This is a genomic window from Paenibacillus sp. NPDC057934 (assembly GCF_042887565.1).
Classification (GTDB): Bacteria; Bacillota; Bacilli; order Paenibacillales; family Paenibacillaceae; genus Paenibacillus_AQ.
Genome location: NZ_JBHVPB010000008.1, coordinates 269780 through 292631, shown reverse-complemented (window position 1 = coordinate 292631; position 22852 = coordinate 269780). Strand labels below are relative to the sequence as shown.

The 22852-nt window shown below is 48.8% G+C and carries 16 protein-coding genes; 13 read left to right on the top strand and 3 right to left on the bottom strand.

Translation table 11 applies throughout. From position 1 onward, the window contains the following. Positions 1-22 precede the first annotated feature (22 nt). Positions 23-1216 (top strand): NAD(P)/FAD-dependent oxidoreductase, encoded by a 1194-nt coding sequence (locus ACFVRY_RS19880; RefSeq protein WP_387502028.1) that lies wholly within the window; start codon positions 23-25, stop codon positions 1214-1216. A 1-nt stretch (position 1217) separates the two neighbouring features. Further along, positions 1218-1475 (top strand): hypothetical protein, encoded by a 258-nt coding sequence (locus ACFVRY_RS19875; protein WP_387502027.1) that lies wholly within the window; start codon positions 1218-1220, stop codon positions 1473-1475. A gap of 136 nt (positions 1476-1611) precedes the next feature. On the opposite strand, the gene hemQ is transcribed toward ACFVRY_RS19875, so the two are convergent. Next, entirely contained in the window at positions 1612-2367 is a 756-nt protein-coding gene (gene hemQ, locus ACFVRY_RS19870; RefSeq protein ID WP_387502026.1) for a hydrogen peroxide-dependent heme synthase, read from the bottom strand. A gap of 379 nt (positions 2368-2746) precedes the next feature. Here hemQ and ACFVRY_RS19865 point away from each other — a divergent pair, with 379 nt between their 5' ends. The 3 genes from ACFVRY_RS19865 (at position 2747) to dnaI (ending at position 5881) form a co-directional block, all read left to right on the top strand. Next, entirely contained in the window at positions 2747-3043 is a 297-nt protein-coding gene (locus ACFVRY_RS19865; RefSeq protein ID WP_387502025.1) for a YuiB family protein, read from the top strand. A 330-nt stretch (positions 3044-3373) separates the two neighbouring features. Continuing rightward, entirely contained in the window at positions 3374-4909 is a 1536-nt protein-coding gene (locus tag ACFVRY_RS19860; protein WP_387502024.1) for a replication initiation and membrane attachment family protein, read from the top strand. Positions 4910-4927: 18 nt separating this feature from the next. Then, positions 4928-5881, top strand: coding sequence for a primosomal protein DnaI (gene dnaI, locus ACFVRY_RS19855; protein ID WP_387502023.1), 954 nt, complete (start codon positions 4928-4930; stop codon positions 5879-5881). A 183-nt stretch (positions 5882-6064) separates the two neighbouring features. Here the strand turns inward: dnaI and ACFVRY_RS19850 are convergent, their stop codons facing one another. Next, complete coding sequence (locus ACFVRY_RS19850) at positions 6065-6223, bottom strand: YqzM family protein (RefSeq protein ID WP_139085089.1); 159 nt, start codon at positions 6221-6223, stop codon at positions 6065-6067. 339 nt (positions 6224-6562) lie between these two features. On the opposite strand from ACFVRY_RS19850, the gene trxA reads away from it, so the two are divergent. The 8 genes from trxA (at position 6563) to ACFVRY_RS19810 (ending at position 20980) form a co-directional block, all read left to right on the top strand. Next, on the top strand, positions 6563-6880 hold the full coding sequence (gene trxA / locus ACFVRY_RS19845; RefSeq protein ID WP_066376474.1) for a thioredoxin: 318 nt from the start codon (positions 6563-6565) through the stop codon (positions 6878-6880). A gap of 189 nt (positions 6881-7069) precedes the next feature. Next, a complete protein-coding gene (gene uvrC, locus ACFVRY_RS19840) occupies positions 7070-9049 on the top strand; it encodes an excinuclease ABC subunit UvrC (protein ID WP_387502022.1) in 1980 nt (659 codons plus the stop codon). 364 nt (positions 9050-9413) lie between these two features. Next, positions 9414-13691 carry a discoidin domain-containing protein gene (locus ACFVRY_RS19835; protein WP_387502021.1) on the top strand — a complete coding sequence of 1426 codons (4278 nt, stop codon included), beginning with the start codon at positions 9414-9416 and terminating at the stop codon, positions 13689-13691. Positions 13692-13919: 228 nt separating this feature from the next. Next, on the top strand, positions 13920-14795 hold the full coding sequence (locus ACFVRY_RS19830) for an ABC transporter permease (RefSeq protein WP_387502125.1): 876 nt from the start codon (positions 13920-13922) through the stop codon (positions 14793-14795). Between the two features lie 63 nt (positions 14796-14858). After that, positions 14859-15719, top strand: a complete 861-nt coding sequence (locus tag ACFVRY_RS19825; protein ID WP_387502124.1) for a carbohydrate ABC transporter permease — start codon at positions 14859-14861, stop codon at positions 15717-15719. Positions 15720-15801: 82 nt separating this feature from the next. Further along, complete coding sequence (locus ACFVRY_RS19820) at positions 15802-17529, top strand: extracellular solute-binding protein (RefSeq protein ID WP_387502019.1); 1728 nt, start codon at positions 15802-15804, stop codon at positions 17527-17529. 71 nt (positions 17530-17600) lie between these two features. Continuing rightward, positions 17601-19172, top strand: a complete 1572-nt coding sequence (locus ACFVRY_RS19815) for a response regulator (protein ID WP_387502018.1) — start codon at positions 17601-17603, stop codon at positions 19170-19172. 5 nt (positions 19173-19177) lie between these two features. After that, positions 19178-20980, top strand: a complete 1803-nt coding sequence (locus ACFVRY_RS19810) for a cache domain-containing sensor histidine kinase (protein ID WP_387502017.1) — start codon at positions 19178-19180, stop codon at positions 20978-20980. An 80-nt stretch (positions 20981-21060) separates the two neighbouring features. Here the strand turns inward: ACFVRY_RS19810 and ACFVRY_RS19805 are convergent, their stop codons facing one another. Further along, positions 21061-22737, bottom strand: a complete 1677-nt coding sequence (locus tag ACFVRY_RS19805) for a CPBP family intramembrane glutamic endopeptidase (RefSeq protein ID WP_387502016.1) — start codon at positions 22735-22737, stop codon at positions 21061-21063. Between the last annotated feature and the right edge of the window lie 115 nt (positions 22738-22852).

The window sequence follows — 22852 nt, the reverse complement described above, 5'->3', positions numbered from 1 at the left end:
ACCTGTTGGAAGGAGTCGGAACATGAGCAGTATTCCCAAAATCGTAATCCTAGGCGCGGGGTACGGAGGAATTTTGGCCGCCCAGCGGTTGCAAAAGGCGTTAAATTACAATGAGGCTGACGTAACTTTGGTTAACCGACATGAGTACCACTATTTCACAACCCATCTTCACATGCCAGCAGCCGGCACGGATAGCATTGAGCATACTCGTGTGCCTATTTCCAAATTGATCGATGAATTTAAAATTGATCTCGTTAAGTCCTCGGTACAAGAAATCCGTACCCAGCAGAAGAAGGTCATCCTTGAGGATGGCACACTTTCGTATGACTATCTTGTGATTGCTCTGGGTGGAGAACCTGAAACCTTTGGCATTCCAGGATTGGATAAATATGCAATGACCATTCGTAGCATCAACTCTGTGCGTCTGATTCGTGAGCATATCGAATATCAGTTTGCTAAGTACAAGAACGACAACAATGCACAGGAGCACATCAACTTCGTGGTCGGTGGTGCCGGTTTCAGCGGAATCGAGTTTGTAGCCGAGTTGGCTGACCGGGTTCCTGAACTTTGCAAAGAGTTCGACGTAGATCCAAGTCTCGTTAACATCTACAACGTTGAAGCTGCTCCAACTGCGTTGCCGGGTTTTGCACCTGAACTGGTTGAGCATGCAATGGCTGTACTTACTAAGAAGGGCGTTACTTTCAAGATGGGCGTAGCCATCAAGGAATGTCTACCTGACGGTGTTATCCTGGCAACTGGTGAAGAAATCAAATCATCCACAATCGTATGGACGGGCGGTATTCGTGGTAACCGTCTTATCGAAGCAGCAGGTTTTGAAGCCATGCGCGGCCGCGTAAAAGTGGACGAGTTCTTGCGTGCACCTGGTCATGACAACATCTTCATCATTGGTGACGGCTCGCTGATGATCAATCCAGAAGGACGGCCTTACCCGCCGACCGCTCAGATTGCTATGCAACAGGGTGAATGTTGTGCGCATAACCTGGTGGCATCCATCCGCAACCAGCAGCCGAAGAAATTTGTATTCAGCAATAAAGGTGTAGTCGCTTCGCTCGGTAGGGGTCAAGGCGTTGCCGTAGTTGGTACCAAGACTTATAAAGGTTGGACAGCTGCTCAACTGAAGAAAGTCGTGGATCTACGTTACCTATTCATTATTGGCGGCATTCCGCTCGTATTGAAAAAAGGCAGATTCCTCTAAGATGCGCCATTGCAGCGTGCAAGTGAGAGGACTACTTACGCGTGAGGAACTGGACCGTTATAACGGTCTGATTGAAGTGGGTTCTTATCTTGAAGATCAGAACCGCTATGATCTGGCCTATATGGTTCAGAAGGAGATTGATCTGTTGATTCTGCCGGGCATTGAACGTCTGAAGGATAAGGGACGGGCTCGTGACCGGGCGACAGCAGAGTATTTGGAAAGCCTGAAGGATGCTGAGGGTGGACCTGAAGAAGAATAAGTAAAGCGTCAGGCTGTGATGAAGGACAAGCGTGCATCATTGCAGCCTGGATGTTCTACCATAAAACGGGGTGTCTCCAAAGCCATGGCTTTGGGGACACCCCGTTTGTTGTGGAAACGTATGAAATTCTCGAACTTTATAACTTCAACATCTCTTCGAAGGAATCTGGTGTCAGCAGGTTGCCGACATAGAAAGGACCGAATTCGCCATAACGGGAACTTACTTCGTCAAAGCGCATTTCGTAGATCAGCTTCTTGAACTGAAGCGCATCCTCAGCGAACAAAGTTACGCCCCACTCCCAGTCATCAAAGCCGACGGAACCTGTAATAATCTGCTTTACTTTGCCGGCATAGCTGCGGCCAATCAGGCCATGAGAATGCATCAGCTCACGCCGCTTGTCCATATCGAGAGTATACCAGTTGTCGTCCAGGTGCCGCTTCTTGTTCATCGGGTAAAAGCAGATATGCTTCGCTTGCGGCAGAATAGGCTTGAGCCGTGCTTGGACATGAGGACTCTGCATTGGATCTCCGCCGTTGCTGCTTCCACTTGCAGCATAGTTGCTAAGCTCAACAATGCTGACATAAGAATAGGCTTTCGTTGTATATTGGGCGAAGGCGGTCTTGTTAAAGGCCGTCTCCAGCCGGTTCAGGTCTTCTAGGGTCTCACGCAGGTACATCAGTACGAAATCGGCCTTCTGGCCTACAATGGCGTATACTGCGGAGCTGCCCTGCTTGGCTTCTTCCACAGGACCCCATTCTTGTATAAAAGCATGCAGTTCTTCCAGAGCAACGGCACGTTCTTCATCATCAGCTGCCGTCCAAGCGGTCCAGTTCAGAGAGCGGAAGTCATGCAGGGCGTACCACCCTTCCAGGGTTAAAGCGGCTTCGTTCATGTTCTCACTCCTTAAAAGTTTTACAAAGCATAAGCTTCGTAGAGGTACATCGGTAAAACTTGCTTCGAAAGCATACACTAAGTTTTACAAAGCATAAGCTTCGTAGAGATACATCGGTAAAACTAGCTTCGAAAGCGTACACTAAGTTTTACAAAGCATAAGCTTCGTAGAGATACATCGGTAAAACTAGCTTCGGAAGTATAGACTATGTAGGGTCCAATTTATCCTAGTTGCATTGTATCGCATGCAACGGCTCAAGAGCAAACAAGACACACCCTGTTCAAATAAAGTTCATTGCTTCGTTACATTTTTTCTAGTAAACTTACTACTAGCTCGAGTTAGATGTGCGGTTCTTTATAGAGAGGGGTGAAGACGGTAGATGGGATTGATTCCTGTGTTTGTTCTGTCCGTTTTGTTCTTTGTCATGATGTTCGGCATTGGCTTTATCCTTAACATGTTAATGAAGACCACCTGGTTTCCAGCTTACCTATTTGTAATCGTCATTTTACCGGTCGTTGTGTATTCTATTTGGGATCGCAGCGCCATGACTCTCTTGGAGCATTTATCTTCCTTCCATATTGTCGATTATCTCACGGGGATTGCTGGTCTGATCGGTGCTGTGCTCAGCGGCTGGACGATTCGCAAGCTGCGGATCGGCGGCTACAAAATGTTTTAGCCCTACAACGACATATAAAGTTTAAACTGGACTGTCCCCCTATTTTGAAAGGGCTCTCAGTCTGCCGGGAAATCCGGTCATTCCGATGACTGTGATTTCTTTTTTTTATTGAGAAGACAGATGAAAAAAAGCCCTCTTAAAGAATAAATAGGGACTGGCAGGAATAAAATCGGCTATGTATAAGGGTTTGGAAAAGGATAGCTGGTGCTGAGAATCAGTGGTTCGCGGAAAAGGTCGAAATTGCACTTTTTTTTACATTTCCGGCTGTGTTTTTTGTGATAGAATAGAACTCTATATGAATTCGTGCAGACAAGGGGGAGGTTTCCGCAGATGCGCATGAGTCATTTACATCATTTTACCGAACATCATCGGTACTGCGTTTCCCGCGAATTCGGCCTTAGTGTGCTTGATGGACGAATGCTGGGCTCCGTATACCAGCCTATGGTGGGTGCGTTCGCTATCAGTCTGTACCGTTTGCTTTTCGAGCATATCCCGGCAGAGGCTATCGGCTACTCCGGAGTGGAGCAGCAACGTCGACTCTTCATGACACTGGGCGTAGAACCAAACGAGAAAGGCCGTAAATATTTGATTGATCAGGCCTCCCGGCTTGAAGCGGTGGGGTTATTGCAGACCTGCCGGATTTATATGCCGGAGACGGATGACTATATGTATGAATATGAGCTGCTGGCTCCGTTGTCGCCAACCGAGTTTTTTGCTACCCAGCATCTAACCTTGCTGCTGCGTGACAAAATCGGCAAATTCGCTGTGCTGGCGCTGCGGGAGCAGTTCTGGACCCGGGAGCCGGAGGAGCTTAGCCGCCGCTCGCTTGGCAAGGAGAACATCTCGCTGCCGTTCTACGATATTTTTGAGCTCAACACACATGTGATTGATTATGAGCTGGAGCAGGCGCTGGCCGAGGTTGCCACTGTGCGACAGCCTGGTGCCCGTGAGGATGGAGATCAGGCTATTGGATATAGCGATATTATTCTGCGATTCCCGCGAGAATCGGTGAACCGCTCCCATGTGGAGAAGCTGCGCTTCGATCATAACCAGATGGGGGTCATTAATTATGTGGCCCGCAAGTATGATCTGGGCCCGCAGGATATATGTCGCCTGCTGGATGAGGATGGAGTGTTCGCGCCGGACGGTGAGGTCATTCTGGACACGCTCCAGCATATCGCCAGCCAGCATTTCCGGCAGGACCTGAAACGGCAGGAGAAACGTGAAGTTGCTGCTGCTAAGGTGGTGTCCCTCCGTGCTGCAGTGAGTGAGGAAAATAACGACGCAATTGCTCCACCGGAACAGGCTGTCGAGATGGAATATTATGTGGAGGTCCCTCCACAGTTTCTATCCAAATGCGATATTCACCAATATAATATGATGCTGCGCAACGAGCCTTATACACGGCTGTTGCAAACATTTTTCCCGGGAACAGTGCCGGGGCAGTTGCTTGACATGTTCGAGAAGATTGATTTGAACTATAAATTGAACGGCGAAGTTATCAACGTCCTTATTCATTACTTAATGACTATGGTTGCTTCTGGTGGTGACCAACGGATGAACCGTAATTTCGTAGAGGCGATTGCTTCCAATATGCTGGTTAAGCAGGTCAATACGTACGAGAAAGCCGTGCGGTATATCCGCGATCAGTCCAAGGTTAAAGGCAAGAATGCGAGCAGTCCGGCGTCCGGAGGCCGTACACGCACTTATACGCGGAACGGAAACCGTCCGGCGAAGCCGGATATTCCGATAGCGCTGGATGATGGCAGCGCCGGAACGGTATCAGAAGAGGAATTCGCGGCCATGATGAAGAAAGCTGCCGAAATTAAGGCTGGTAAGAAAAAAGGCGTCTCCAAGGCGCCGTAAAGAAAGTGTGGTGGAACAATGGAGTCTACGGGCGATGTGCTGCGTTCAATGAACAATCCCGCTCTGCGCCAGCGTTCCCGTGATCTGGAGCAAGGGCTGCTGAACCATCCCTTGGTGAAGCAGCTCCGGGAAGAACATCCCGAGCTGGACGAGTCACGGCTGCGGCTTCATCTGAGCCGCCTGTACCAGTATGTGGAAGAAAGTCGCCACTGTGCTAACTGTCCCGGCCTTGCGGCATGCCCGAATGATTTTCCGGGCCATTACAGCAAGCTAACTGTGGAAAGTGTCAGCGGTGCGCCGGATTTGTATGAACGCAAGACGCCGTGTGCGCTGAAGGTGGCGCAGGATGGTCAAGATAGCATTCGCAAGCGAATCCGCAGCTTTTATGTGGACGAGCGAGTCCTGCACGGTGGTTACGACGAGATCGATATTATGGGTAAGGACCCCCGCCGGGGGGCTGCCGTTAATAAATTGTTTGATTATATTACCACTACAAAAGAGAAGGGTCTGACCCCGCACGGCATTTATTTGCATGGATCGTTCGGAACCGGCAAGACCTTCCTTATGTGCTATCTGCTACACGAACTAGCGGTGGCTGGTTATAACGGCGTGATCGTATATATGCCTGATTTTATCGAGGATCTGAAGTCGATCATGATGGATGGCCAGAAGCTGAAGGAAACTGTGGATACGCTGAAGAACTGTGATCTGTTGATCTTTGATGATATCGGTGCAGAGAATCTGAATCCCTGGGCACGCGACCATATCCTGGGGGCAATCCTGAACTACCGGATGAACCGCAAGCCGACCTTCTACACCTCGAACTATCCGCTTGAGGGTCTGGAGAAGCATCTCAGCTTCACCAGCAAGGATGGCGAGGAGATTTACAAGGGCCAACGGCTGATGGATAGGATTGCCCCGTTTGTGGATGTTATTCCGCTGTACGGGGAGAATCAACGCGGCAAGCGATAACCATATATGCAGGGACAACAGCGACCGGAAGTCCAGACATACATCGTAGTGACGACAGAGCTTTACGTTCGAATCTGAAGTTTATCTCTATAAATTAAAGCAAAAAATCCGTTATCTTCCTCTGAAAGAAGGTAACGGATTTTTGCTTCGATAGTAAAGACGGACGGTGATGGGCCGTGCCTGCTATTCCGAAAGAATGAACTTGATGATGACCATGCCGAAGAATACTACCGCCATGAAGGTTGTCATGCCGAAGAATCCGTTCATCAAATCGCCAAGGTCGTTGCGGGGCTCTTCGTTGACATGCTCCCGCGGGTCACGTACATGCGCGTTGACATCCATAGTCTTTGCCTCCTTGCAAGCGCCAGGCCTGCATTCTTAAATCATTATGAGATAAGTCATTGACAAATAATGCGCTTTCTATAAGTATAACGAACCTGCTGACCTCTTGTAAAGATAAGAGTATTCTCGGAAAATAACTGGAGAGCAATATAATTGTATGAGACATTTCACAAATTCATTATAAATATGTTATACTTAGAGCGTGTCGGTAATTGGTAATCTGGTTATCATATTACATGAAACAATTTATTCACTATAATTTCGGAGCTGTTATGCCAACCTAAGCTTCAGGCTTACTAAGCAAGCATGGCTTCGCAAAACTAAAAGGAGGAACATATCATGGCTATCGTGAACGTGTCTGACCAATCCTTCACCAATGAAGTGGAAGGTCAAGGGACTGTTGTTGTAGATTTCTGGGCTCCTTGGTGCGGCCCTTGTAAAATGCTTGCTCCGATTCTGGACGAATTGTCCGCAGAACTGGGTGACAGCGTGAAAATCGCTAAGGTGAACGTGGATGAGAACCCGGAAACAGCTTCCCGCTTTGGCGTAATGAGCATTCCGACATTGATCTTCTTCAAAGACGGTCAACCGGTTGATAAAGTAGTGGGACTGAACTCCAAAGAATCCCTGAAAAATATTGTTGCCAAACATCAATAAGATTTGATACGGCCTTTACGGGTCTGTTACTTAGCGCCTTCGGTTCATTCCGGAGGCGCTTTGTGTGCTATAATTAGAGATAAATTATCCGCAGCATGGCTCTCTTTTTTAGCTGCCTGAATTAGGTGTCTGATTAGATCATGCTCTGCGGCGTCTCCCCAAGGGGAAGGATTTAGGTGGGGGTAAAACATGGATCATATGGATCATATCCGCAACAAGCTGGCACTGCTGCCCGACCTGCCCGGGTGTTATCTGATGAAGAACAAGGAAGGCACCATTATTTATGTGGGCAAGGCGAAGGTGCTGAAGAACCGAGTTCGCTCTTATTTTACAGGCAGTCATAACGGCAAAACCCAGCGTCTTGTGCTCGATATTACCGATTTCGAGTATATTGTCACGTCCAGCAATATGGAAGCCTTGATTCTGGAGTGCAACCTGATCAAGAAGCATATGCCGCGCTACAACGTGCAGCTCAAGGACGACAAGACCTTTCCGTATTTGAAAATCACGAATGAAGCTCACCCGCGACTGGAAGTAACTCGCCGGGTGATTAAAGATAAAGCCAAATATTTTGGGCCATATCCGAATGCTTATGCTGCCCAGCAGACGAAGAAGCTGCTTGACCGGATGTATCCGCTGCGCAAATGCGGCGTGATGCCGAAGGAGGTCTGTCTCTATTATCATATGGGCCAATGTCTGGCTCCGTGTGAGAAAGAGGTTCAGAAATCCCAATATGAAGAGATCACACAGAGTATTGCTGCTTTTCTCGGAGGCGGGCATGAGGCGGTCAAGAAGGATCTTCAGCAGAAGATGCAGGAAGCGGCTGAGGAACTGTACTTCGAGCGGGCTAAGGAGCTGCGTGACCAGATCATGTATATTGAGGCTCTGATGGAGAAGCAGAATATCAATACTGCCGACACCAAAGACCGTGATGTCTTCGGTTATGCGGTGGATAAGGGCTGGATGTGTGTGCAGATTCTGTACATGCGTCAAGGTAAAATGATTCAGCGGCACTCGTCGGCCTTCCCGTTCTATGGCGAAGCGTACAGTGACTTTATGTCATACGTCACTCAATATTACAGTGACAACCCTGCGCTGCCGCAGGAGATCCTGCTGCCGGACGCGGTACGCGAAGCCACCGCGGAAGAGCAGCCGGTGAAGACGTCGTCTCCATCGGCTGCCGCCGGTGAGGCGGACGGCGCAGAGGAAGAGCCGGAGACGGCGGAAGAGGCTGCGCAGCGTGAAGCTGCGGCAGCAGAAGCGGCCGCAGCCGGGGTTGTGGATGCTGCTGGCGGAGCAGCAGCTATTCAGGAATGGCTCGGCGTCAAGGTGCTGGTGCCGCAGCGCGGCCTGAAGAAACAGATGGTGCGCATGGCCTGCGAGAACGGACGGGTGTCGCTGGATGAGAAATTCCGGCTCATCGAGCGGGATGAAGAACGCACCTCGGGTGCGGCGTTCAGCCTGGGCCAGAGCCTGGGCCTGGAATCTCTTCACCGGATCGAGGCATTCGATAACTCCAACATCCAGGGCACAAATCCGGTGTCGGCGATGGTCGTGTTCATCGACGGCAAGCCAGCCCGGAAGGAGTACCGCAAGTACAAAGTACGCACGGTTCAAGGGCCGGATGATTATGAGACGATGCGTGAAGTCATTCGTCGGCGCTATGAACGGGTGCTGAAGGAGAATCTGCCGATGCCCGACCTGATTGTGGTCGACGGCGGCAAAGGGCAGATTTCGTCTGCGGTAGACATTCTGGAGAACGAACTCGGTCTGTTCATTCCGGTCTGCGGGCTTGTGAAGGACGTGAAGCACAAGACGGCCCAACTGCTGGTCGGAGATCCCCCGGAGCCGGTCGGTCTTGCGCGTGATAGCCAGGAGTTCTATCTGCTACAGCGCATCCAGGATGAAGTGCACAGATTCGCGATCACCTTCCACCGCGAGCAGCGCGGGAAGTCCATGGTCACATCGAAGCTTGATTCCATTCCCGGCATTGGCGAGAAACGGCGCAAGCTGTTGCTGAAGCATTTCGGCTCACTCAAGAAAATCAAAGAGGCCAGTATCGAGGATTTTCGTCCATTGTCCATCGGAGAGAAGCTTGCAGGACAGATTCTGGAAGCCCTTCGGGATGAGGAGCCGGTATTACAGGAAGACGGGGCGGAACAGTCATAACATAGGATCGTAACATAGGCGTGATCGTACTAAGGCTGACCTTCAGGGGTCGGCCTTTTTATAATTGGATTTATGCTACGAAAGGCCTGCTTCTTTTTAGGTGAAGTTCACATGATTTGGAAGTTCGTGTAAAACTGCATGAAATCGTTGCTTTGTATAATTGTATCCGCATACATAAAAAGTTATATTGTACACGAATTAATGAAAGCGCTTCATGGATGTGGCAATTTATAGCCTTTTTAATGAAAAGGAGAGGATGCCCCCGCAGGTTTATGAAAAGAAATGCAAGTGCAAGATCATAATTGACCATTTTTAAATGATCATATTTAAGGAGGATGTAATGTTAATGATACCATTCAATAAGATGAAAGGTAACAAAAGTACAAAGTTTACGGCGATGACGCTTGTATTATCCCTACTGTTCAGCCTGGTGCTGGTTGCTCCCGAGCGGGCGGAGGCAGCACCTTCATACCTACTTTCCCTTGACAGGCCAGCCTATGCGTCTGGCTCGGAAGGAAATAACACGCCTGATCTGGCGGTGGACGGCAATACATCCTCGCGTTGGAGCAGCTCTTGGGGAAATCCAAATGACTGGATTTATGTGGATCTTGGCGCCTCGGCCCAAGTAGACCGGATCGTACTGCGCTGGGAAGGCGCTTATGCTAAAGCCTATAAAATTCAGGTGTCCCAAGATGAACTGCAGTGGAATGAGATTCATTCCAAGGTGAACGGTACCGGTGGCATTGAAGATTTCGTAGTAAACGGCACCGGTAGATACGTACGCCTTCAAGCTACTGAGAAAGCGCTACCGCAATATGGCATCTCGCTCTTCGAGTTTGAGATTTACGGTACAGGTGGTGTCAATCCTCCACCGGTGGCCCTTGGACCGAACGTGGCCCTGAACCGTCCGGTAACGGCCTCCTCTTATGAGCAGTCTCCTTACCTGCCTCCGAATTCTACCTTGCCACAACTGGCGGTTGATGGTAACAAGGATACCCGCTGGTCTTCCAACCCGACAGATGATGAATGGATCAGAGTGGATCTTGGCAGCGTTCGCACGCTGGGCCGGGTGATTATCGACTGGGAAGCGGCTGCCGGTCGTATCTATGATATCCAGCTCTCCAATGACGGGAACAACTGGACTACTATCTATCGCGAAATGCATGGCGACGGGGGAACACTCAACTTGCCTGTGTATTCCAGTGGTCGTTACCTGCGGATGAAGGGAATCGCCCGAGCGACTACCTTTGGCTACTCGATTTTTGAATTCAAAGCCTATGATTACGTGCAGGGTGATCCAAGACCGACCTATACTATTGCTCCATTGCCGGTCCTTACTACAGTTCCAGTGGGACAGGGCAGCCATTCTATGAATAACACTTCGGTTCCACAGCCTAAATACCCGCTCTACAAAGCCGACAATCTGAACGCACCGCTGCCGTCGAATGACTGGTGGCAATCGATTATGGTCAACAAGCTCGGCAACGGTATTATTACCCTGCCGCTTAAATCCAAGTATACCAAGCAAGGACTTAGCGTCTTGAACCCTGGCGCTGGCTATTTAAGTGCGGACGGAAGGGCGCAGGAAGCGGCGGGCAGTCCGGACCTGTACCTGATGGCCAGCAACATCAATACCTCTTCCATGACCAATCGCATCACTGGGTACGGAGACTGGTCCGCAGTCGCAGTACTGAGCGACGGAACCGCGGAGAAGCTGAAAACCACTTTTGTCAAAGGCTCACCGTATCTTTTCTCGGAATTCAGTGATCCGAACAGCCCAGAGCTCTATCTGCCGGCTTCGGTCCGCTTCTTCAATGATCAGAACACAGAAATTCTGGCGGTTGATGGCTCGTCGATCACCGCGGATCATATCGGACTAGAAATCACCAATTCCAATGGCGCGCCTACACCTGCGATGGTAAAAAGAACGTATGGCGTGTTCGCTCCTCCGGGAACGACTTTTAAGAAGGTAGGCTCCAAGCTGAAAATTCAACTCGGACAGGGACAGAACTATTTGTCACTGGCAGCCATTCCGAAAACTGCAGATCTCAGCTATTACCATCAGCACGCGTATGCTTTTGTAACCGATACCAAAGTAGCGTACAGCTTTAATGAGACCACCTCTGACGTCACGACGGATTTTAATGTGACTACACAGTTGAAACGCCCGGGGTTTGCGAATACAACCCTCATGGCGCAGCTTCCACACCAATGGAAGGTAACGACTACACCGCTGACAGCACTGTCCTATCCATCCATTCGGGGTACGATGAAAGTGAGTGAAGGCAACACCTTCCGGACCGTTGACAAGTTCTACGGCATTGTACCGCAGTTCACCGAACCGGATGATCCAACCTATTCACGTCAGACGCTGCTGAACCAGTTGGCGATACTGGACACGGATACTGCCACCGATCTTATGAAAGCCGACGCCTACTGGCAAGGCAAGAAGCTTCATCCGCTAGCGATGGGCGTACTGATCGCGGATCAGATTGGCAATGACCATTACAAGAATCTGTTCCTGTCCAGAATGAAGACTATTCTTGCAGACTGGTACACGTATACAGCTGGAGAATCGGATTACTTCTTCGATTACAACCCCGATTGGGGTACGCTGATCTATAAGACCAGTGAATTCGGGGCCAACTCCGGCATTACCGACCATCACTTTACCTATGGCTATTATGTGTTTGCTTCCGCAGTGCTGGCGACCTTCGATAATGACTTCAAGAACAAATACAGCGGTATGGTTGACGAGCTGATCCGCGATTATGCGAACCCGTCCAAGACCGATCCTAAATATCCGTACATGCGCAGCTTCGATGCCTATGAAGGCCATTCATGGGCCGGCGGCTATGCCGACAATGACAGTGGCAACAACCAGGAAGCCGCAGGGGAGTCGCTGTTCGGTTGGGTTGGACAATACATGTGGAGCGCCCTGACCGGGCAGAAGAATTACCGCGATGCTTCCATCATGGGATTCACCACTGAACTGAATGCAGTCAAGCAATACTGGTTCAATTATGACAACGACAATTGGCTTCCAAGCTACACGCATAAGACCGTAGGTCAGGTGTATGGCAGCTCCAACTTCTTTGGCACCTTCTTCAATGGTGATCCGGTATATGTGTACGGTATCCACTGGCTGCCGACTTCAGAATATTTGACCAGCTATGGCTTTGAAAAAGACACTGCGAAGGTTGCCGGGCTGTACAATGGTTTTGTGGCCGACAACGGCGGTGTGGAACAGGATTGGTACCACATTGTATGGCCGATTCAGGCTCTGAGCGATCCGCAGGCGGTGCTCAATAAATGGAATCCTGCTCCTGTGCAGCAGAATGAGTTGTTCAATACCTACTGGTTCGTGCACAGCATGGCATCCCTTGGAAAGCGCACCACCGATATTTGGGCGACCAACGGACACAGTGCCACTGTATATAAAAAAGGCTCCGCCTACCAGGCGCTGATCTGGAATCCGACAGACGCCGAAATTACGGTTACTTTCCGCAATGCCAGCGGCGTAACTGGTTCTGCCAAGGTGGCAGCCAAGAAACTGGTCAAAGTTGACCCGACTAAAAACACGACAGGCAACGGTCCAACCGGTCCGAATCTGGCTTTGAACAAGACGGCGACGTCTTCACCGAATCCGAAGACGCTAGCACGCTACGCGTTTGATGGCGATCCCGGCACCAGATGGGAATCCGATTTCAGCGATCCACAGTTCATCCAAGTTGATCTGGGCGCCTCCAGGTCTATCAACTATATTGTTCTGAACTGGGAGGGTGCTTTTGCCAAGTCATACAAAATAGAGACTTCCGTGAACGGAGCTAGCTGGAATCAAGTCTATGCGACAACGACAGGTGCTGGAGGCATAGAGAGACTGAGCATTAATCCTACAACCGCCCGTTATGTTAAATTGACAGGGACGGAGCGAGGTACGCCTTATGGCTATTCGCTATGGGAGTTTGAAGTTTATGGAACTGGAACTAATCTGCTCGCGGCGCCTGCCCTCAAGGCGGATTCTGCAGCCAGCGCCGACAGTCAGCCAGTCAACATTACTTTCCCTGACAGTCCGGCCTGGAGAACGGCAGTAGAGTCTATCAAGGTAGACGACAAGGAACTGACAGCAGATCAATTTACGATAAGCGCAGGACAAATCGAACTGGATGGTGCGCTCTTCGAAGCTGCTAAAGATTATGAGATTACAGTGGAAGCCTCTGGTTATGAAGAGGCCGCCGTGCAGCAGCCTGTGGCAGAAGTCAATACGTTGAATCTCGCGCTGCACAAGCCCGTCACCTCTTCGCCTAGTTCTGTTCAGGCTGCTGTATATGCGGTAGATGGTGATCCTGGAACCCGCTGGGAGTCTGCCAACACTGATGTCCAGTTCATTCAGGTAGACCTTGAAGCGGTGAAGACAGTTAGCCGTGTAGTGCTGGACTGGGAAGGAGCTTATGCCAAGGCATATACCATTGAGTTGTCAGTAGACGGCAAGACCTGGACACAGGTGCATAATACCAAATCAGGCAAAGGGGGTCTGGAGCAGATCAGTTTCAATCCGGCAGAGGCTCGTTATGTACGCCTGAATGGTCAGGAGCGAGGAACCAGTTATGGGTATTCTTTGTGGGAGTTATCCATCTATTAATAAAATTTACAAGACCGTTGATTATGTAAAATAATCGTTAATTCTTCTCGTAGAGATCGCTTTCACTTTAGCGGTAAGATAATAGCATCAAATGAAAGAAATGGTGATGCTATGAAAAAAGAAACGATACCTAGTGGCGTACCGGCCAAGGCGTATAAACCCTTGAGCACGAAAGCTCCGGGCACGGGAGTCTGGAGCAGGTTCGCCCGGCAGTGGGATTTTCAGCTCATGATTCTTCCCTCGATTATATTCATTCTGATCTTCAGCTACATTCCGATGTGGGGCGTGTTGATGGCCTTTAAGGAATACAATATGTTTGAGGGATTTGCCGCAAGTCCGTGGGTCGGGACGATGCACTTCCGGATGTTTTTTGAATCACCGGAGTTTTGGAGCATTGTCAGAAATACTTTTGGCATCAGCATGCTGAAGCTTCTGATCGGATTCCCGGCACCGATTATTTTGGCCCTTATGTTGAATGAAGTAAAAAATATAGTGTTTAAAAGTATTGTTCAGACCGTTACGTATATTCCTCACTTTATCTCATGGGTTGTTGTATCCGGACTAGTGTTCTCGATGCTGGCTGTGGATAACGGTGCGGTGAATGAAGTTTTGGTCAAGATGTCTCTAATTGACAAGCCAATCAACTGGCTGTCCATTCCAGAATACTTCTGGGGCATTCTCGTATCCGTAGGCGTTTGGAAGGAAATCGGGTTTGGTTCCATCGTCTATATGGCAGCTATTGCCGGGATTGATCCAGCGATGTATGAAGCAGCTTCCATTGATGGGGCGAGTAAATTTAAGCAAATCTTCAAAATTACAATTCCGAGCATTGCACCGGTTATCACGATTTTCCTGCTGCTTGGTGTAGGTAATATCCTGAACGCGGGCTTTGAAGATATCTTGCTGCTGACCAAAAATTTGAATAACGGTATTCTGATGCCTTATGCACAGACGGTAGATACCTATGTATATCAAATGGGGATTCTGAACCAACGTTATTCATACGCGACCGCAGCCGGATTGCTTAAATCGGTGTTGAGCGTACTTCTTCTCTATGTTGCCAATACCATCTCACGCCGTTTTGGTAAAGCCAGTCTCTGGTAAGCCCATTCGGTTCTCATCAAGAAAGGAGGACACTTCTTGAAAAGCAGTCGTTCTGATAAAATCATGCATGGGATTATTTATGTCATACTAATCTTCCTTGCCTTCATTACTTTTTATCCGTTCTGGAACTCATTAGTCATTTCGTTTAATAACGGAAGTGATACGGCGCTTGGTGGCGTTACTTTCTGGCCCCGCTCGTTCACGTTTGAGAATTACAATATCGTCTTCAAGGAAGACAACATTTTCAGAGCTTACATGATTACCATCCTACGGACGATATTAGGAACAGTACTGTCCATGTTCTTTACATCACTTTTTGCTTATGCTCTTTCCAAGAAAGGCATTGTGTTCAAGAAATTCTACATGATCATCTGTATCGTTACGATGTATTTCACCGGAGGTTTAATTCCTTACTTCATCCTGGTCTACCAGATGCACCTTTACAATACGTTCACGTTTCTGTTAATTCATGGTATGGTCAATGTATTTAACATGATTATCTTCCGTACCTTCTTTGCAGAACTACCCGACGGACTTGAGGAATCAGGTAAGATTGACGGATGCTCTAACTTTGGTGTATTTTTCAAGATTGTACTGCCGATCTCTGGACCTGTTATGGCGACACTCGGATTGTTCACCGCCGTTGGACTGTGGAATGACTGGTTCACACCGGCGATCTTTATCAGCGATCAGAATCTGATCCCACTGCAAACACTGCTTGTGCAGATCATTAATGCAGGGGCAACCGCAAGTCTGATGAGCAATCTGAACTCCTATGCACAAAGTCTGGTGCAGAATACGGTGACGGTCAAAGCACTGCAGATGGCAACGATGATGATTGCTACGCTGCCGATTCTAATGATCTATCCGTTCCTGCAAAAGTTCTTCGTCAAGGGTGCATTGGTAGGATCACTGAAAGAGTAGTATTTATGGTTATCTGTGGGGGCAGCTTCGGCTGCCGCCCACTAATGACATATTAAACTGTAAACGTGAGAGGGGTTATGAAATGAAGAAAAATAAGATAGGGCTTCTGCTGCTTGTCAGTGCAATGGCTACAAGTATGCTCGCTGCTTGCTCGAGTAACAACAACAATGCCGCGTCTGAACCTAGTCCATCCGCTGCAACCAACACAGAGAAAAGCACTGAGAATACAGGAAATGCAACTCCAAGCAACAGTCCAGCAGGTGAAGTTGAAGGCGCAGCGGCAAAAGTGAAACCGGTTACTTTCACAAGTTTTGTCAACTACGACTGGTACACTGCACCAACATGGGCAGAAAGACCGCATGGGCAATGGATTACAGAGAACTTGAAGGTTACACTTGATCCGGTACAATCCAACGGTGCTGCAGCTCAAAAGCTGAATGCTATGATCGTATCCAATCAATTGCCTGACAATATTATTTTGGATCGCGGTAAAGACGTAGAGCGTCTGCAAAAAGCAGGAAAGCTGGTTGCAATCGATCCTTACCTGGAGAAGTATCCTGAGTTTGTCAAAAATGTAGGTGAGGAAACGCTGAACATGCTGCGTAGCGAAGACGGCAAGCTGTATCAGATTCCGAACTGGTATATCAATGGTAAGAACGGTAATGGTAACGCAGCGTATCTCGTAGAGAAGAAGACTTACAAAGCGCTTGGATCTCCTAAGCTTGAAACATGGGAAGACCTTGAAGCTTACCTGAAGCAAGTCAAAGAAAAATTCCCTAGCTTGGTGCCGATTGACTTTGGTGAAACTCGTGATGGCGCTGATTTGCAAATGATCGGTATGCTGTACAGTGGTTCCGCAAATGACCGTACACCTGGCTTTATCTCTCCTGGATCGGGCCAAATTTTCGGGGTGCCAAACGGCGCTGAGCTGACGTCGGTTTACCAGGATCAAGGCTTTAAGGATACTGCTTTGTATGCAAGCAGACTGTTCCGTGAAGGCCTGACTTCCCAGGATTTGCTGACTCAAACCCGTGATCAGGTACTTGAGAAGCTGAAAACTGGTAAAATCGCAGTATTCGGTGCTTATGACTCCGTAGTTGAAGGTATTGGACGTGAGGCGAACAACCTGCTGACTGCCAAAGATCCTGAAGGCGGCTACGAGCCAATCTGGCCTGTGCACAAAGATGGCGTAGACAAGGATAAAGTCTATCCTTCCGGATTCAACACACTGGGTTGGAATGTTAACGTAATTACTACGAATGCAAAAGATCCTGAAGCTATCTTCTCTTACATGAACTGGGCAACCAGTCCTGAAGGACAGCAAATTTTATTCTTCGGGCCTCCTGGATTATTTTATGATAAAGTAGAAGATGGAGTACCCATTCCAAATGATGCCTATATCAATCGCGATCCTAAGAAATACGATGAGCTCAAGATTGGTGAATTTAACTGGTACGGAAACACTTCCTATGTGGATAAGGTAAAAGCAGAACGCGAGAAGCTGCTGCCATCAGAAGCACAGGATTGGACGACACTTGCTCAGTCTAGCGTCTCCTTCAAGACTTCCAAGAACATCACCGAGTTCTCGAATCTTGATCCAGCTCCAAACTCCGAAGAGGGTATCATTCTGCAACGTTTGAAAGACCAATACGCCCAAGTTATACCTAAAATCATCTTCGCTAAGAGCGACGAAGAAGTGCTTCGTTTGATCGAAGAAACGGACAAAGAAGCAGCCAAGATGGGTTATGATAAGGTTCTGAAATGGAAAACCAATGTATGGCAACAAAATCTCAGCAAAATTAAAGGCTAACGCCAGCGAAGGCGGGAACAAGAGGGACACAATCCGTGCCCTCTTTTCCTCATGAAGGGGGAGGGATTGTCATGTATAGGGCCGTGCTTGTGGACGATGAGAATTATGATCTAGAGGGGCTTCGCTGTCTTATTCCCTGGAATGACCTTGGGATCGAGGTAGTTTGTAGCGAGAACAAGGCGCTTGCTGCGCTTCAGTTTATTGAAAATCATGATATTGATTTGCTGATCACCGACATTAAAATGCCGGTGATTTCTGGCATTGAGCTGTCACGCAAAGCACTGGAGAAGAATCCAGGCATCAAAACGGTCTTCATCAGTGGTTATCAGGATTTCCATTATGCCAAGCAGGCGCTTGATCTCAAGGCGCATGGCTATATTCTGAAGCCAGTTGATGATGAAGAGATTGTGGCGGTTCTTAAGACGGCGACTGCAGAACTGGATAGTGAACGCGTCAAACGAAGTGAAGATACCAGTGCCATGACCTCGTTTGAGTTCATCAAGAACGATGTGCTGAGACATTTGCTGGAGGGTACGATCGATCAGGACACGCTTGGTGCTTTTCTAGCCCGATATCCTATGGATTTAGTATTTACAAGCGCTTACGCGGTGCTGATTGAGGCCGACGATGTACTGTCGCGGATCGGTGAGAATCCGGAATCGGGAAATGCCGCGTTAGATGATCTTTATGGCTATATTGCCAACCGACTTGAGGCTGCGGGCACCGGTAAAATATGCCGTTTGAACCGCTCGCAGATTGGGCTAATCTATACAACGGAGCCAGACCTGCTGGAACTGCAGCTGCAAAAGCTGGTGCAAGAGGTACGCGAGCGAACCTCGTTTACGATAACTGTAAGCTATGGAAGTCAGGCGACTTCACTGGAAGAGCTGCCGGTCTCTTTTTCCCAAGCCAAGGCATTTATGAACGGAAAGATGTTCATCGGCAAGAACCGGGTTATCCACCCCGTAATGAACAAGGCAGGGATGACCAAGGACATCAAGGATTTGAGCGTCGTGCTGGAAGCCATGTTTGGAGCGATGGCCGGATACAGACTGATTGATATTTGCGACTGTATTGATGAGCTATTTGACGTGGCTGCCGATTTTGAGCATCCGGTCAAGGTATACCACTTCTCTATTCATATTGCGACCCGGCTTGAAGCTTATCTGGGAACATTGAATGAGACCTATGAGAGTCTGTTAGGATGGGGCATTCAGCAAATGGATGTCATACATAATTTAGAAACTGTTGAGGACATCAAACGGTGGCTTCGCAATACGCTATTCCAGATCTCGGAGATTTTGTTTATGAAGAAGCAGCATAAGAACCGGCGTTTAATGGAGCATATTGAACAGTATATCAAGGAGAAGCTGTCTGATAACCTGACGCTGCGCGAGGTGGCTAACCATTTTGCCTATTCTCCGAATCACCTCGGTGTAATGTTCAAGGAGCATATGGGGGAGAGCTTCAATGAATATCTGGTCCGCATCCGAATGGAAAAGGCGATTACCCTGCTGGATCAGCACCAGTACAAGATTTATGAGGTGGCTGAGAAGGTGGGTTACAAGAATATTGCCTATTTCAGCAGGCAATTTCGTGAGCATTTCAACATTACCGCCGCAGACTACAGAAAGCAGAGTTGATCTTCATGCAGAGACGCTTTCCTTCCCCTTATATGCCTTTGGGCTACAAGCTGTTGATATCCTATTTGCTGCTGGTGCTGACTCCGGTCATTGGCATCGGCAGTTATGCGTACATATCTTCCGTAAATACGATTGCCGAGCATACTCGAAGTAATCTTGAAGTGACCGTGAAGCAGGTCGGCAACAATGTCGATTATCGCCTGAAGGACCTGATTCGCAGCTCGGATGAGATCTACACGGATCAGACGTTATCACGTTATTTGACTGGCTATCATTCCGGGTGGGAAAAATACAATATTATGTCCCAGTACATTCTGCCCAAATTGGAGAATGCCGCAAACCTGCCTAACCAGGAAGTGATGTTGTCCCTATATGTAGATAACCCGAATGTTAGTGAGTATTACTATCTTAGCGAGTACTACTATAGTGACAACAGTACCGTAAATGCGGGACAGGGAGGCCGCAAGTATGCGCTGTTTCACACCCAGCGGATTCAGAATACGCAATGGTATCAATCACTGGATCTGCATTTTGGCTCAGCGGAGTGGAAGCAGGTGGATAAGGACAAGGAGACGGGTAGCATCTCTTATCTCCGGCCGCTGATCAATTACGATTCCTTGCAACTGAGCGGCCTGTTCAAGATGACGGTGAATATGAAGTATATTTTCTCCGATGTAGATACTGGACATCTGGGCGAGGATAGCATCCTCTTTATTGTGGACGATAAGGATCATCTGCTGTTCTCCAGCTCGAAGAATCAGATGGACCCGGCGATGCTGTCAAGCGCTGCTAATGGGGATATCGTCAAACCTGACTCATTCATGGAGATTAAGACGCCAATTAATAACATGTCGGCGAGCATAGTTGCCTGGGTTCCTTACTCTTCATTGAAAAAGAACTCTGAACAAGTTCGCAATGTGACTATATGGATCTGCGTATTGATTCTGGCGCTACTGTTCGTGATCAGCATTATTATGTCCCAGTATTTCTCGCGGCGGTTTATGAAGCTGACAGCCTCGCTGAAGTCCTTCCAGGAAGGGAATTTCCACAAGCGAATGCCGATTCAGGGGAACGATGAATTTTCAGAGATAGGCAGTGCCTTCAATGATATGGCATCGACGATACAGCGATTGATTGATGAAGTGTATGTCAGTAATCTGGAGAAGAAGGAAACGGAGCTGCAGGTGCTTCATTCCCAGATGAATCCACATTTTCTGTACAACACCTTCTCGTCCATCAGCCGGATGGCGAAGCTGGGGGAAATTGATAAGCTGCATGAGATCGTGCGAGCTTTGGCCAGATTCTACCGTCTGTCTCTGCATCGCGGAGATATGATCATTCCGATTGAGCAGGAGATTCAGATCGTGGAATCTTATCTGGAGATTCAGAAGATCAAGAACGCGGACCGTATCAACGTGACATATGAAATTGCGCCGGAAGTGATGGAATACGAGACGGTGAAGTTTATTTTGCAGCCGTTTGTGGAAAATGCCTTGGAGCATGCCTGGTATGATGATGAGATATCGATTATCATTCGTGCGTATCCTGATGGCGAGGACATTTGCTTCGAGGTGGAAGATAACGGACTTGGCATGAAGGAAGAGATCATCGAATTGGTGCTGGACCCGACAGACAAGGGAATTGGCTATGGCATCCGCAATGTGGATCAGCGCATCAAGTTGCAGTACGGTAAGGAATACGGTGTAATTATCAATAGCTCATTGGGTGAGGGAACGGTTATCCGAATCCGTTTTCCTTCTCGAATGCCCGGCAAGGATACGAAGGGCGAACATAGCTTGACGATGTAATCCAAGCCATAATATCAATCTATACATGCAAAAGGGATGCTCTAAAGGCCGATGAACGGCTTAAGGAGCATCCCTTTCTTTTATATCACTGGATTGATGACTTCAGGATCCCCTGGAGTCTTGGAGCGGTTAAACAGGTAGACGATATAAGCGACTAGGAACGGCATGACAATGGCAAAGATGCCTGCCCACACATTGACACTTTCCTTCATAAAGATCAGCGTCACGCCCATCAGAATGCTGTCAAACACGACATGGCTGAACATGACGGCAATAAAGCCGTAGCGTAGGAAAATGTAGCTGAACAACAGTCCGATCACAGTCAGCTCAATCGGGCGCGAGGAGATTGGATAGATCGGGTACAGCGTATGCCCGAAAGCCCAGATGAGGGTGGTGATCAGGCTGGCAACCAATGTGCTGCGCACGATTTTCTTCAGCATGCGAATACCGAACAGGCGGTAGATGGCCTCCTCAGACAGGCCCGCCAGCCAGGCTACGACCGGTAGCAGCCATGCGTACCTCATATTATAAGGCGACTGGCTGGCATCGGTTGTGGACCAATTGTGCAGGGTCAATGACAGGAGGATGAACATCAGCGTTTGTACCCCAAGCAGGACAAAGGCCCAGACGTACCCGGCACGAATGCTGTCCAGTACATATTGGCCGTATCCCGGCTCTTTGGCACGGGGCCATGGATTCATTCCTTCTTCTTTACGCCAGAGGCCGTCTCCGCCGACCAGTGAGAAGTAGAGAAGGGAAGACATGAGCAGGCTGTACAGTACATAAATCACGAACATCACAATGGCCGTAACCCGTGCCTCCACATTATCACCGGAGGTCTCCGGCAGCATGTTGTACGTAGTGGCCATCATGATCAGGAAATGAACTGTGCTGAGGAAGAGGCCGCGCTTAAAGGAAGTATGGCTCCGCTTCAGGATGCTGTAGATCAGGGCCAGTATGCCCAGAGCTATGGTCGGTAGGCCGTAACCGTACAGAGTCAATTTTGTAGCCAGCGACTTTTGGCTGTCAACGTACGTGTTATGCCAGCCTGGTGCTGCAAATCCAGGCTTGAAGGAGGAAACATCTCCTCCATCAAAAGTAAATTGATACTGCAGGCGTGATTCTCCTACAGTGACCGAGCTGTCTGTGTATGCCAGCCCGGAACTACTGCTACCCGGCTCAATTTGCAGCTTGGCAGGATTAACGCCCCATTCCTTCAGCCAGGGACGGGCCAGTTGTTCCTTCTGTGCTAAGGACAGTGGCGTTTCCTCCTCGCTCGCGGCAATGGAATGAGAACCGCTGCGCGAATTGCCGCCTGGAACGGCTGCCCCGCGGGCAAAGCTGACCGCCTGCCCGGTATACATATTAAGATTCACGGTCAGAAGAGTACCATTCTGACCTGCAGGTGTGAAGGCCGCATGATAAACATCGTAGGGATAACGCTGATCCAGTTTCTTTTTACTATAATCCTCCAGTAGTTTCTCCCGCGACATATAGCCGAAGAAGGAAGAGTCGGACTGGTAGGTGATGTTCCATTCTCCGTCCGAGACGGTATAGCCCAGCTTCTGTGCCGCGAATGCCGCAGCGTTATTCCGTGCCACGTCTTTGCTGATTACTGCGGTACTTCCTTCAGGTGCGCCTCCGAGTAAGGAAGGAAACACCTGGAACATAATGAATAGGGCAATGCCTATGATGCCCGAAATAATTAGCCCTTTGGAGAGAGGGCGCTGCTTAAGGGGGTGGCCGACGGGATTCATATAACGCCTCCTTTTGGGTGAACTCATGTATTATGGCACTACTTGCAATATGATACAAATGAGAGCAATCCAGTTATTTTGCTTGTCTACAATCTGCTAACAAGTATTCTTACGC